The 14,740-nt window shown below is 36.3% G+C and carries 11 protein-coding genes and 1 riboswitch; of the genes, 10 read left to right on the forward strand and 1 reads right to left on the reverse strand.

Annotated elements, in window-relative coordinates; translation table 11 throughout:
- Nucleotides 1-6 precede the first annotated feature (6 nt).
- The 7 genes from B0A64_RS15915 to B0A64_RS15945 all read left to right on the forward strand — a co-directional run bounded on the left by B0A64_RS15915 (nt 7) and on the right by B0A64_RS15945 (nt 9,420).
- Entirely contained in the window at nt 7-1,347 is a 1,341-nt protein-coding gene (locus B0A64_RS15915; protein ID WP_244285429.1) for a TolC family protein, read from the forward strand.
- Nucleotides 1,348-1,357: 10 nt separating this feature from the next.
- Entirely contained in the window at nt 1,358-2,623 is a 1,266-nt protein-coding gene (locus B0A64_RS15920) for an efflux RND transporter periplasmic adaptor subunit (RefSeq protein ID WP_089480547.1), read from the forward strand.
- Nucleotides 2,624-2,675: 52 nt separating this feature from the next.
- Nucleotides 2,676-3,437 carry an ABC transporter ATP-binding protein gene (locus B0A64_RS15925; RefSeq protein ID WP_089480491.1) on the forward strand — a complete coding sequence of 254 codons (762 nt, stop codon included), beginning with the start codon at nt 2,676-2,678 and terminating at the stop codon, nt 3,435-3,437.
- Entirely contained in the window at nt 3,424-4,644 is a 1,221-nt protein-coding gene (locus tag B0A64_RS15930; protein ID WP_089480492.1) for an ABC transporter permease, read from the forward strand. The genes B0A64_RS15925 and B0A64_RS15930 overlap by 14 nt, the downstream gene beginning before the upstream one ends.
- 284 nt (nt 4,645-4,928) lie before the next feature.
- Nucleotides 4,929-5,351 (forward strand): MgtC/SapB family protein, encoded by a 423-nt coding sequence (locus tag B0A64_RS15935; protein ID WP_089480493.1) that lies wholly within the window; start codon nt 4,929-4,931, stop codon nt 5,349-5,351.
- Nucleotides 5,352-5,569: 218 nt separating this feature from the next.
- Entirely contained in the window at nt 5,570-7,750 is a 2,181-nt protein-coding gene (locus tag B0A64_RS15940; protein ID WP_089480494.1) for an HAD-IIB family hydrolase, read from the forward strand.
- A 149-nt stretch (nt 7,751-7,899) separates the two neighbouring features.
- Nucleotides 7,900-9,420, forward strand: a complete 1,521-nt coding sequence (locus B0A64_RS15945; RefSeq protein ID WP_089480495.1) for a glycoside hydrolase family protein — start codon at nt 7,900-7,902, stop codon at nt 9,418-9,420.
- Nucleotides 9,421-9,651: 231 nt separating this feature from the next.
- Here the strand turns inward: B0A64_RS15945 and B0A64_RS15950 are convergent, their stop codons facing one another.
- A complete protein-coding gene (locus B0A64_RS15950) occupies nt 9,652-10,245 on the reverse strand; it encodes a hypothetical protein (RefSeq protein WP_089480548.1) in 594 nt (197 codons plus the stop codon).
- Between the two features lie 547 nt (nt 10,246-10,792).
- Nucleotides 10,793-10,892, forward strand: a riboswitch (SAM riboswitch).
- Nucleotides 10,893-11,387: 495 nt separating this feature from the next.
- Here B0A64_RS15950 and B0A64_RS15955 point away from each other — a divergent pair.
- The 3 genes from B0A64_RS15955 to B0A64_RS15965 all read left to right on the forward strand — a co-directional run bounded on the left by B0A64_RS15955 (nt 11,388) and on the right by B0A64_RS15965 (nt 14,740).
- Complete coding sequence (locus tag B0A64_RS15955; RefSeq protein ID WP_089480496.1) at nt 11,388-12,377, forward strand: TlpA disulfide reductase family protein; 990 nt, start codon at nt 11,388-11,390, stop codon at nt 12,375-12,377.
- Between the two features lie 286 nt (nt 12,378-12,663).
- Nucleotides 12,664-14,145: an aminotransferase class V-fold PLP-dependent enzyme gene (locus tag B0A64_RS15960; protein WP_089480549.1), complete on the forward strand. Its 1,482-nt coding sequence runs from the start codon at nt 12,664-12,666 to the stop codon at nt 14,143-14,145.
- Between the two features lie 148 nt (nt 14,146-14,293).
- Nucleotides 14,294-14,740, forward strand: a complete 447-nt coding sequence (locus B0A64_RS15965) for a VOC family protein (protein ID WP_244285430.1) — start codon at nt 14,294-14,296, stop codon at nt 14,738-14,740.

Below are 14,740 nucleotides of genomic sequence, written 5' to 3' on the forward strand. Positions count from 1 at the left end.
TCAGGTATGAAGTCATTTATGATAAATACTTTAATGGTAATTTTTATTATTCAGTCAGCAGATGTTTCGGCACAAACGATTGAACAAAATCAGTTACCGGCAGTATGGAATCTGGAACAATGTGTTGCTTATGCTAAGCAACAAAACATTCAAATTAACACATTACGGCTAACAACAAAATCTACAGAGCAGGATTTATTGTTGTCAAAAGCAGCGAAATATCCCAATCTGTCGGGGAGTGCATCGCAAACCTTTACCAATGCCAAAAATGCAGATTTGGTTGTAGGTGGTTTTCAGACGCAATCGAGTTTTGCGGGCAATTATGCCATAAATTCAGCAATGGTTTTATACAACGGTGGTTATTTGAACAATGACATCAAACAAAAAGAACTCTTTACCCAATCGGCTCAATTTAATGCCCAGGCGGCAGAGAATGATATTACCATTCAAATCACACAATCCTATTTAACCATTCTTTTGGCAAAAGAAAATAATGTGTATCTCAACGAGATTTTAGAAACCTCTAAGGCGCAACTCAAATTAGGAGAACTAAAATACAATGCCGGAAGTATTGCCAAAAAAGATTTTGTATTGTTAAAAGCGCAAGTGGCTACAGACAATTATAATTTGATCACGTCACAAAATAACGAGCGTCAGAATGTTTTAACCTTAAAACAACTGCTGCAACTTCCTTCTGGATACAATTTGACTATTGAGAAACCAGAAACTTTAGAAACCACATTACCGGTTGTAAATCTCGAAGATGCTCAAAAAACAGCTTTAGAACAAAGACCGGAAATAAAAAGCAGCCAATTAGAAAAAGAAGCTGCTGATTTGCAACTGCAAAAATCAAAAGCCAGCTTTTTGCCCACACTTAGTGCCAGCGGAACATTGGCATCCGGATATTCAGACAATCAAAATACACCTTATCCCACCCAGATCGACAATAATTTTTACCAACGTTTGGGACTTTCACTAACTATTCCGGTATTTACGAACCGAATAGCAAAAACAGGAGTCGAAAAATCAAAAATCGCAATCGATCAGTCCAAACTCAATCTTACCAATACAGAAACGGTACTTTCTCAAAAAGTAGAGCAAGCCTATATTAATGTTCTTAATGCGCAATCTCAGTTTAGTGCAGCCCAGGAACAACTTGATGCCAATACCGAGAATTACCGAATCGCCAACGAACAATTAAGGCTGGGAGGTATTAGTACGGTAGATTATTTGCTGGAAAAGAATTTGTACATACAGGCATTTCAAAATTTTATACAGTCTAAATACAATGCTGTAGTGAGTTTAAAAATATATGATTTCTATAAAGGAGATCCAATCAAACTATAAAAAGAGCAAAATGAAAAAAAGTAAATTAATAATCATTATCCTCATTGGGTTGTTACTTATAGGAAGTATAGGATATTATATTTTTCATAAAGAAGGTAATCAAGTAGCACTAATTACCGAAAAGCCTCATTATGGAGACATTGCAACCAGTGTAACCGCCACCGGAAAAATACAACCCGTAGATACTGTAGCAGTAGGAACACAGGTTTCGGGCACGATACAAAAGGTATTTGTAGATTTTAACTCAGTTGTAAAAAAAGGGCAATTACTGGCACAAATAGATCAGTCGTTATTGATGGCGCAAGTAGAACAAATTACGGCAAACTTGCAATTATCAAAAAATAACCTGAGCTACCAGCAATCTAATTTTAACAGACAAAGCGAATTATACAAAGCAGGAGGAATTAGCAGGGCCGATTTTGAAACTGCAAGAAACCTGTATGAAGTGGCAAAAGACAACGTAAACAGCGTTGCCGCACAATTGAAGTCTGTACAAAAAAGTCTCTCGTTTACTACTATTTTTTCGCCTATTGACGGCACCGTTTTATCCAGAAAAGTAAGCGAAGGACAAACTGTAGCAGCGAGTTTAAACACACCAACCTTATTTAGTATTGCCAAAGACCTAACCAAGATGCAGGTTCAGGCATCTGTAGATGAAGCCGATGTAGGAAATGTAAAAGTAGGAGAAAGTGCGAGTTTTACCGTAGATGCCTTTCCGGATGATGTGTTTAAAGGAACCGTGATCGAGGTGCGGTTGCAACCCACAATTTCTTCAAATGTGGTAACCTATACAACCATTATTAATGCACCAAACAACGATTTGAAACTCAAACCCGGAATGACCGCCAATATTATAATTTATACCAATGAAGTAAAAAATGCCTTACTGATCTCTGCAAAAGCAATTGCGTTTCAGCCGGATTCTACCTTAGGAAAGCAATTTAAAATTAGAAAATTGTCCTTGGGCAATCATAAACGCGATCACAATGGCGGCAAGGGCAAATATGCAAGTAATACCCAATCGAATACTAAAACCCCGGATAGTACAGATCGTAAAAAAGCGATTATATGGAAACGGGTAGGCGATTCGATCATTCCAAAACACATAAGAATCGGACTAGATGATGATATCAATGTGCAGGTACTAAAAGGAATAACAGCACAAGATGAAATTATTACCGGTGTTAATGCATTAAAACAAGCTAAAGGAGCCAAAGCAGCAGATGCAAGTCCGTTTATGCCAAAACGTGGCGGAGGCGGAGGAGGAAAAAGGTAAAACAATGATGCACAACATAATAAAACCGTTTGAGAACAGAAAATAAATTGTAATGGGAAAAAAGATTCTTGAAATACAAGACCTCAAAAGAGAATTTACTATGGGATCTGAAACCGTTAGAGCACTAAAAGGCATTTCTTTTGATGTTATCGAAGGCGAATTTCTAACCATAATGGGAAGCAGTGGTTCCGGAAAAACGACCTTACTTAATATTCTGGGCTGTCTGGACAAACCATCTGATGGGAATTATTTACTGGATGGCGTAAATGTCAAATCACTATCCAAGAATGAATTGGCAGCCTTGCGAAATACGAAGATTGGTTTTATTTTTCAATCGTATAACCTTTTGGCACGTACATCTGCAATCGAAAACGTAGAACTTCCTTTATTGTACAATTCCAAAATTTCGACAAAAGAAAGACGAGAAAGAGCCATTCATGCGTTAGAAGCCGTAAAACTAGCCGATCGTCTCGATCATTTTCCCAATCAGCTTTCAGGCGGGCAACAACAGCGTGTTGCCATTGCAAGAGCTTTGGTAAACGATCCCGTGATGATTCTTGCCGATGAAGCAACAGGAAATCTCGACACCAGGACTTCGTACGAAATCATGGCTTTGATACAGGAACTAAATACACAGGGAAAAACAATAATTTTTGTAACCCACGAACCCGATATCGCTGCATTTAGCAACAGGACCGTTACCCTTAGAGACGGCAGGATTATGAAAGATTTTAATAACCAAAACATAAAATCGGCGAAGCAAATGCTGGCAGATTTTCATGTAGATGAAGATTATAAATATGAAAATAGCTAATCTTTTTCTAATCGCCTTAAAGGCTTTACGGCGCAATAAATTACGGGCATTATTGACCATGCTGGGTATTATTATTGGCGTAGCTTCTGTAATTGCAATGGTTGCAATAGGACAGGGGTCTAAAAAAAGTATTCAGGATCAATTGTCAAGTATGGGATCAAATATGATTACCATTCGTCCCAACAGCAATGTTACCGCTGGTGCACGTCTGGATATTTCGAGTGTACAAACGCTCACACTTACAGATGTCGAAGCCCTGAAAAAAGAATCAAAATACCTAAATGCTATTTCTCCGGCAGTATCCAGCAAAGGGCAGGCGATCAATGGTGCGCTAAACTGGCCCACAAGCATGCAGGGCGTAAGCGTCGATTACCTGAAAATTAGAGATTGGCCGCTAAAAGAAGGAATCGCTTTTCGGGAATCAGATGTGCATACCGCAAATAAAGTGTGTTTAATTGGTCAGACTGTCGTCGATAATATATTTCCGTATGGTGTAAACCCGATAGGGCAAATTATCAGGTTTAATAAGATTCCTTTCAGGATTATTGGAGTTTTAGAATCAAAAGGCGAAAATGCGTTTGGGCAAGATCAGGATGATATTATTATTGCGCCCTACAGCACCGTACAAAAAAGGATAACCAACTCCATTTACCTTCAAAATATTTATGCCTCAACAGTAGACGAAAGCAAAACACAACTTGCAACAGATGAAATTGAGCAAATTATGCGCTCGGCACACCGATTGAAAGTCAAAGACGAAGACGATTTCTCGGTCAGAACACAAGCCGAGTTAATCAATACCTTTAGTTCTACCAGTCAGTTATTGACCGTATTGCTGACCGCAATTTCGGGAATTTCGTTATTGATTGGCGGAATCGGAATCATGAATATTATGTACGTTTCGGTTACAGAGCGCACCAAAGAAATAGGATTGCGTATGTCTATTGGGGCAAACGGAAGAGATATTTTATTGCAATTTTTGGTCGAAGCGATATTAATAAGCCTTACAGGCGGACTAATTGGAATTGTTTTGGGGATAGTTGCTTCAGAGCTGATTCAGTTCTTTTTGCATTGGCCTACTTTAATCTCTGAATCTTCGGTTATACTTTCTTTTTTGGTTTGTGCGATTACCGGAATTTTCTTTGGTTATTATCCCGCCTTAAAAGCATCCAAATTAGACCCGATCGAAGCGTTACATTTTGAGTAATATTGAAAATTGTTTATATTTAAACCTGTCTTATAAGCTCATGAAACTTAAAAAGTATTTAACAACCAGAAACATAAGTCTTTCTGGTTTAAACCAAGATTAAATAAGCAAATATTTGACTCCTCTGGCGTATGTGATATTATTTTAGTGAAACGCCCCTTTATCCGGTTCTAAAACCTATGTTTCTAGGTGTTAAAATAATCGTTATCAGTGGTTTAAAGTTTTTGAGTTGTTAACAAAAAAAGAAAGAGTAAGAATATTTTTAACCCTATAAAATCATAATTTTGAGTACAACAGAATTTTTTACCCGACTTGTAATTGCTTTATTGGCAGGTTTAATTATAGGTTTCGAGAGACAATGGCATCATAAAGAAACAGGTCTAAAAACCAATATGCTTGTTGCAACGGGAGCAGCCACATTTGTATTGTTATCGATAAAAGTCGCTGCAAATTCTCCCAATATAGATGTTACACGTATTACGGCTCAGGTAGTTATGGGCGTTGGTTTTTTGGGTGCAGGAGTTATTTTTAGAGAAGGCCCCAATGTACACGGCTTAAATTCTGCCGCTACGATATGGTGCAGCGCTGCTATTGGTTGTATTGCTGCCTCAGGTTATTTTATCGAAGCCCTGATTTGTACTTTTTTGGTCACGATCGTAAATACAGTGCTTGAACCCGTAGAAAAATGGATGAGAAATAGAAAATAAAAATCCGTTATAAGCATTATTTTTAGGAGTCTAAACAAGCATTTTTGGCCCAAATAAATACATTTCGGTTGCAGAACTATTTTTTAAGATAATTAAAAAAAACGACCTTTTTTGGACTGATTTCAGGCTAAAGTGTTAATAATCCTGTTATTTTTTGTTGGATCCGGGACGATCAATTTTATTTTTTGTACCTTAAAATTCTAACAAATAAAAACGGAATGATGACAAAATTACGAATTTCATTAATCAATATTCACGGACTCTTAAAAGGTTCCGGTTTAGAGATTGGTAGAGATGCTGATAATGGCGGACAGACTAAATATGTATATGAGCTTGCAGAGTTTTTATCACAACACGAAGATGTAGAACATGTTCATGTGTTTACAAGGTTAATTGATGATCCAAATCTGTCTCCTGAATATGCAGTTCCTATCGAAATCATTAATGAAAAGCTAGACATTAGGCGAATCCCTTTTCTGGGGAAAAAATACAAGCCCAAAGAACAATTATGGGAAGGTTTAGACACCTTTGTAAACGGAATTGTTCAACACATTAAACTTCATGATATATTTCCCAACTGGATCCATTCGCATTACGGAGATGCAGGATATGTTGCCAGTGAATTATCTACCATTTTAAACATTCCTTTTGCACATACCGGACATTCACTGGGTTTTCATAAAAAAGAAAAATTACTGCAAAGTGGTCTAAGCGAAGAAGAAATAGAAAAGAAATTTAAGTTTAAACAAAGAATCGCGGCAGAGGAAAAAACATTAGAATTATCAGAATTTATTGTAACCTCTACAGAGCAGGAAATTGAAACTTATAAACCCTATAAAAATTTTGAATTAGGAAAATACCACGCCATTTCTCCCGGAATTGATACCAGCAAATTTGTTCCTTATTACCATCGCGAACAGGATTCTGATAAACAAATGGAGGAGGAGCAAAGAAAATATTGGGTGGCAGAAACGATTTCAAAGTTTTTAATAAATCCTCACAAGCCTTTTATTCTGGCGCTTTCGCGACCAGATCGCCATAAAAATCTTCATACATTGATTGAGGTTTACGGCAAGGACAAAGAACTGCAAAGTATTGCCAATCTGGTTATTTTTGCCGGAATCAGAAAAGATATTTCAAAAATGCCCGAGTCTGAAAAAGAGGTTCTGACAGATCTCTTGCTCCTGATGGACAAATATGATTTGTATGGAAAAATGGCAATCCCCAAAAAACACGATGTCGAAAACGAAGTCTCGATTATCTATCGTTATGCCGCAGAAAAAAGAGGCGTTTTTGTGAATCTTGCCTTGCATGAAAACTTTGGATTAACCGTTATTGAATCAGCAAGTTCAGGTTTGCCCGTTGTTGTCACTAAAAATGGCGGACCGTCAGAAATTATTCCAACCTGCCAGAACGGAGAATTAGTAAATCCGTTAGACGAAGACGAGATCAAAAAAGCACTACGTAACATTTTGACCAATGAAAATCAATGGAAATATTACTCGAATAATGGCGCAATTAATATTCAAAAACACTACAGCTGGTTAAGTCATGTCAATCAATATGTCGATTTGATTAACGAAAACTTATCAGCATCATCCGGTTCCGGCATTAAAAAGCAACAATATCCCAATATTAATATTGACCGGTTAAAAAGAAAAGTAGGGCATTTGTTTGTCTCGGATATCGATGGTACACTTATAGAACCTAAACTGAATAATCCGGGGCTAAAAGAGTTAAAAGAACATTTGGTTAATCGTACGGATAAGATGGCTTTTGCGCTTGCTACAGGAAGAAATTTAGCACTCGTAAAAAAAGTAATCGAAGAAGAGCAATTTCCTTTACCGGATTTTATTATTTGCGCTGTAGGAACAGAGATTTATTATACCAACGGAACAGCGTATATTTTAGACAAAGGCTGGGCTAGATTTTTGGCAGGTCGCTGGAAAAGAGACGATATCGTAAAGCGTCTTAAAGAGATTAAGTGGCTGCGAATGCAGGAAGAAGAAGCTCAAAATCCTTATAAAATCTCGTACTATTATGATAAAGAAAAATACGATTACGACCAATTAATTGCTGTTTTGGGTGTAGGATGGTACAAAGTAAATATTATTCCGAGTCATGGCGAGTTTATTGATTTTATACCCAAAAGAGCCTCAAAAGGAAATGCCATTAAATTTTTGTGCCGTAAATGGTCTATTCCGTTATCCAATGTTATTGCGGCAGGCGATTCAGGAAACGATATTGATATGTTCAGAGGATCTGTAAAAGGAATTATTGTAGGTAACAGAAGCGTAGAATTGGCCAATTATGAAACTACAAAAAACATTTATGTGGCAAAAAGCCCTGCATCGTCAGGGATTTTAGAAGGATTAAAACATTATAAAATAATTAAATAACCCGTTGGCTGTAATTATTTTAGCACAGAGAAATATAGAATTTGCATGCTGCAAAAAAAGGAGTTTCACCTCATTAGAAAGGATACCCCATAAGAGTGTTAAATATATTTTATGAATTACAGCCAGCACGTTAAATAAAATGAAGTAATATGTATTCAGGTTCAGGATTTAGTAGTTGGGAAATAGGCGATGTTGATGTTTTTATAGATGAAAACGGAGTGCATCATTTATTTCATTTAATAATTCCAAATCACGATTATATTGCACACGCAATATCAAAAGACGGGCTTTCCTGGAAACGGGTAAAAAATGCCGTGTGGGTTGGAGATCCCGGAGAATGGGATGATGATATGTTGTGGACCATGCACGTGAGTAAAAATGCTGACGGAGCAGGTTACGAAATGTATTATACAGGACTTAAACGTCAGGATAAAGGGATTATGCAAAAAGTAGGACGAGCAGTTTCGCAAGATTTAATTCATTGGACAAAAGAAAATCTATATGGTTTACCCTTAAAAAGTGATGCCCCTTATTATGAAAGTTTCGATAACAATCCGCGTGAATGGCTTAGTTTTCGAGATCCTTATAAATACCGGTTTGAGAACGAAGACTATTTGCTTATTTGCGCCCGTAGTGCAGTAGGACCAACCTATAGGCGAGGCTGTATTGGTGTAGCAAAAAGAAGCGAAAAAGGCTTTGTACTGCAAAAACCGTTGCATATTGCCTATGTTTATGATGATATCGAATGTCCTTGTGTTGTCGAAATAAAAGGAATGCACTATTTGTTAGGCTCGATCAGAGAAGATATAAAAGTTAGATATTGGTTTTCGCCCGATTTTAAGGGAGAATATCATGCTTTTCATAATAATGTATTGCTGCCGCAGGGTAATTATGCCGCCAGAATTGTAAAAGAAGGGGAGTATTACCTGATTTACAATTTTTATTTTGTTGGAGGAAACGTCAATACACATCGGGTAATTCCGCCACCAAAACAATTGGATGTAGATACAAATGGCAGACTTTTATTAAAAACGTACCACCATTGGAGAACACTTTATCAAAGAACAATTGTTCAAAAAAACTTAGCACTTCCCATTCCTATTTTAGGAAATCCAGCCGCAAATTTTGAGTTAGAAAACGAAAACAAATGGCGGTTTGGCTGTCGAAGCGGCTACGAAGTTTTTTGTTTCGAGAAACCCTCCAGTAATTTTGTCTGGGAAGGAACACTGGCTGTTGAAGGAATGGGGAAAACAGGTTTTGTAATCGAATGCGACGAGGAGGGAACCGCTTATTATATCTCGATTGATTTTGTAAACGGTTACGTTCAGTTCAGAGCCTGGGGATTTAATGAAAAAGACGTGAAGAATAACTTTGTTTTCGAAAATATTCAAACCAATCAGTTTGAGATCGTCGAGAATAAGCAAATTTATTTTAAGATCATCCGATACGGAAATTACTATGAACTTTCGATCAATGACATTGTCAAATTGACTTTATTGGATTTCAAATACAGCGAAGGCAAGATTGGTGTATATGTTTGCTCAGCGATTGTATCTCTGAGCGATTCAAAAATTCACGTAATCCCGGAACCAGAGAACGAATATGCCACATCTGACCCCAACAAATCATTTGAAGAATACAATAAAATCACGCAAATTAATAAAGAGTAAAAGATGCAAAACGCCCTAAATGCCATCAGGAAATAATCGTCTTTAAGGCAGACTTGCAATAATTAAAAGAAGTAACCAAAAAAAAATCCTCTCGCCAGCAATCAAATCTGCCGGACGAGAGGATTTTTATAATCGATTCTCCAATCTATAATTCAAGATCTCTCCTCTATTCTCTTTCCTCTATTCTCTATTCTCTAAAATCTAAAATCTAAAATCTAAAATCTAAAATCTCTACTCCTTATACAAAATAATAGTAGCTTTATATCCCGTACCCACATTCCATTGACTGGCCTGAATAACGGCGCCTTTGTCATCATGAACTTCAAATTCGGCAGTGTTAGGAGATGCAGAGCCCTCGTTTAAAGCTTCAAAATCAATTTTGTTTATTCCGGGAACCAATGTTATTTTAAATCCCTGAAAATCGCCATTTAAACTTACTTCAGGTTCAATTACTTTATCGTTCAGATAAACCCTGATTTTATCGCCATCTACAAAAGCAGCATCACGATACCGAACTGTAGAAACAGACGTATTGGTCACAAAACCTCCCAAATACTCATTTCTTCTGTAAAAAATACCTTCAACATTTGCTTCCGGTTTATACAAACTATTGTTTTTATAGAGATCTTCCGGATTAATTTTTAAAACTGTTGGCTCTTTTGGAAGCGGCGGTTCTTCTTTTGGCGGAGTTTCTGTGGGTGGCAAAACTTCTTTGGTCTCTGCGTTTTTGGCCGGAATGGGTTTGTATTTTCCCTTTAATTCTTTTTGCGAGTATCCTTGTATCGAAATACTAATTATAATAACTAAAAATAATATCCTGTTCATAAATCTTATAATATTAATAAATAAATAGAAAGTAACCCTTAAAACAAAAGGCATTAATCTCTCCTTATTAAAACAGGTAATAAAAGCATTTATTGCCTTTATACCAATTTTTTTATCGAAAAACGGGAGAGTAGCCAGTTCAGAATAAACACAATTCTTTCGGTTTTCTTTACACAAAAAAGCAGTAATTGATGGGGTAATTTTTTTGAGATAATTGTGCGAAGAAGTTTAAAGTTACTAAAAAAGAAGTTCATATCCTTGTTTTGTGTAGGATGGAGGCAAAGTAAAGCCCTTCGTTAAGAAAATATCTACTAAAAAACAGGTAAAAAAAAGATTTTTAGAATAACTTTTATTAGAAGTTTAAAACGCTATTCTTTTGATTTAGGTACTGTTTTATAGGTTATTAACCATATTTTTTTCTATTCAATACACACCACACAAGTGATATTCAGTGCTTATTTTTTTTAAATATTCAGAAAATAAATTTAAACTCTACTAATTACATAGAATTTATATGTATATTTGCAGCAGCAGAATATTTCTGCATGACTTATCCAGAAAGACTGAGGGATTAGGCCCTGTGATGTCTTAGCAACCTGTTGCCAAATAAGGTGCTAAATCCTTCCGCTGTAGCGGACAGATAAGAAAGATTTCCTTGGTAAATCTGAATAAGGTCAAATTGTTAAAACCTTTTTTGAAATTAAAATGAAAACTGAACTATTATTTTTACACGCCTGTTCTGCGCAATTAAATTTGCCTTTTAGAGAAAATGAAACTTTAGTTTTCCGAATGCGAATACCTTAAAATTTTCCAATCAATTTTTATTGTTTCTACAGTGTTTATGTATGGCCATTATGTAATAGGCCTGCGGATACTCATGTTCAATTTTCTAAAAACACCTTTCGGAATCAATTTAAATTACCGTCTGGACATAAATATTATAAATCAATTTTGAACACGAATTCCACTAATTTGCACAAATTTTAATAAGTTAACCTTGTTTGTGAAATTAATTTCACAAACGAATTAGTGCAATTCGTGTTACTTTTTTACTTGTGTCCACACGGTAGGAGACTATCGGGACTATGTGTTAAAATTAATAAGTTTCAAGAGCAAATAAATCAACTTTAAATTATATACAAATGAAAAAAATACTATTATTTCTGGCACTGTCTTTAAGCGCGGCAGGAGTTCAGGCACAAGATGCAAATGTGCAATTAAAAGGAACCGTTACGGATACGGTAGCTAAATATGTGTACTTGCAAAAGTTTCATAACAAGATGTTTACCACAATAGATTCGGTAAAAGTAACAAACGGCAATTTTGCTTTTAAAACAAAAGTCAAACTTCCGGAATTGTACGGATTAAGTGTTAATACGGCAAATACGCCCTTGTATATTTTTCTTGAAAATACACCAATTACAGTAAAATTGAGCCCGGTTAAATATTACAGCACATCGGTAGTAGAAGGATCTGCATCGCAGGATTTGTTTGATGCTTATCGCAAAAGTCAAGATTTGGAGATTAGTAAATTTATAACAGAACATCCTAAATCCCTGGTGTCTGCCTATGTATTGTATCGAAACTGGTCGTATCGCTTAACTCCGGATCAGATCACACAAAACATTGCACTTTTGGACAAAAGTTTGCACAGCAGCACGTATGTAAAAGAACTTCAGGATCTGGTAAAGGTGCTGAATGGATTGCAGGTTGGTAAAAAAGCACCGGATTTTACCGCCAAAGATCCTGAAGGAAAATTGGTGCGTTTTTCAGAAAATCTAAAAGGCTATACTTTAGTTGATTTCTGGGCTTCATGGTGTGGACCTTGCCGAAAAGAAAATCCAAATATCGTAGCCGCTTACAAAGAATATCACGACAAAGGATTTAACGTGTTTGGTGTTTCATTAGACAAAAAGAAAGAAAACTGGGTAAAAGGAATTAAAGACGACAACCTGAACTGGTTGCAAGTTTCAGAATTAATCTTCTGGAATAGCGAAATCGCCAAATTATATGGTGTAAGAGCAATTCCTGCCAATTATCTGGTAGATTCTAAAGGTATTATCGTAGCGAGAAATCTTCGTGGCGAAGAATTGCAGGCTACACTTAAGTCACTTTTGAATACTAGTAATTAATACAAGACACGGTAAGTTACTAAAGGCTAGGATTTAACCTAAACGCAACATGATTGCAAAACATTGAAATACTATCATTGAACCACTACCATTGAAGTTTGCAGCTTGAGTTATGGTATATATATGTTAACGCAACTTTGTGTCAATTTGTAACTTTAGCTTAGTAAATCCTTTGTTTGTCCTCTAAAATCAGTCAATGTATTGGTTTTTATTAAAATGGTTATGTAAGCTTACTGCGGTGGTAATCAAAGTTTAAAAAAGATGTTAATTTAAAAATGATATGGAAATGAATGTAATGGATAAAAAAACGAAACCAAGTTTGTTAGAACACTATTTTTCTAAATTTAGAGGTAATACAATTGGCATAAATCATACATTCGAATCGGCTTATGGCAAACAAAAGTTACTTTATGCAGATTGGGTTGCCAGCGGCAGGTTGTATGTACCAATTGAAGATATCATGCTCAATAAAATAGGACCAATGATTGCCAATACACATTCGTTTTCGAGCGAAACAGGCAAGGCTTCGACCTACGCGTATAATCATGCCAGAGACGTTATAAAAAAGCATGTTAACGCCCATGAATCGGATGTTTTAGTGACCACCGGAACCGGCATGACAGCTGCTTTGTCAAAATTGCAGCGTATTATTGGTTTACGTCAGGGTACAGTTGTAAACAGTAACGACAAACCGGTCGTTTTTATAACACACATGGAGCATCATTCGAATCAGGTTTCGTGGTACGAAACCAATGCAGATGTGGTAGTTTTACCTCCTGATGAAAATAATTTGGTAGATCCGGAGAAACTTTCTCAGGCACTTAAAAAATATGCAGACAGAACCTTAAAGATTGGTTCTTTTACCGGAGGTTCTAATGTTACGGGTATTATCACGCCTTATCATGAATTGGCTAAAATCCTGCATCAGAACAACGGATTTTGTTTTGTCGATTTTGCAGCTTCGGCACCTTACATTCAAATCGATATGCATCCTGAAGATCCGGAACAGCAATTGGACGCTATTTTCTTCTCGCCACATAAATTTCTGGGAGGTCCCGGAACCTCCGGTGTTTTGGTTTTTAATGAGAAATTATACAAATCAAATTTTCCTGATAATCCTGGTGGCGGAAACGTAAAAAGTACCAATCCGTGGGGAGAATATCATTATAGCGACAATATCGAAGTACGGGAAGATGGCGGAACTCCCGGTTTTTTGCAAGTGATAAGAACTGCTTTGGCACTAAAACTAAAAGACCAGATGGGAGTAGAAAACATCAAAAGCAGAGAAAAAGAATTGTTGGAGCTTTGTTATGCTGAGTTTCAAAAGATACCGGGTTTGTCTCTTTTGGGAGATCTAAAAACAGATCGAATTGGTTGTGTTTCTTTTATAATCGAAGATCTTCATTATAATTTAATTGTAAGATTGTTAAACGATCGTTTTGGGATTCAGGTTCGTGGTGGCTGGTCGTGTGCCAGTACCTATGCGCACTATTTATTTGATATTAATGAAAAAAAATCCAAAGAAATAACCCATGAACTACTGCAGAAAAATCAGACCAATAAACCGGGCTGGGTACGTTTGTCACTGCATCCGATAACAACAAATGCCGAAGTTTTATTTATTAGTGATGCCCTGCAACAAGTAGTTTTAAACCATAAAGAATGGCAAAAAGATTACCAGCATAATATTGCCACAAATGAGTTTGAAAGTGTTGTAAAAGAGGAAACTATAGAAACTGATGTAAAGGAATGGTTTTGGTTAGAATGATATGGTTTTTCTGTTGGACATGATTAAAGGCTGCGATTTTTACCAAAGCTCCATAAGGGCGATATATCTTTATGTGTTCAAAATAAATCTTTTAGTAAGTACTTCAAAACTGTATTAGACGATACATTTACATCAAAAAATAATCAGAATGAATAATAATATAACAGGCTTTCATCATTTTGCGATTAAAGCACAGGATTTTGAAAAAACAGTCGCATTTTACAGCACCCTTAATTTTGAGGTGGTACACGATTGGAGTCTTCCCGAGTTCAATTTAGAAAAATGTATAATGCTAAAAAACAAAGGATTTGATTGTTATATCGAAATATGCGATAACAATGCTGATTTTCCTACTCAGGGACGCAAAAGAAAACTAGGAGATCCGTATGTCGAAAATGCGCTTTTGCACATTTGTTTTACTGTTGTTGATGCTAAAAAAGCGTATGAAGAAGCAATCGAAAATGGTGCAAAACCATTATCTGCAAAAGAAACGCTGGAACTTAGAAGTTCTGGAAAAAGTGTAACGGTGAGTAATAGTCTGGTCTATAGCCCCAACGGAGAAGTAATTGAGTTTCTGGAATCGGTCAGTTTTTAG

The organism is Flavobacterium araucananum, assembly GCF_002222055.1.
GTDB lineage: Bacteria > Bacteroidota > Bacteroidia > Flavobacteriales > Flavobacteriaceae > Flavobacterium > Flavobacterium araucananum.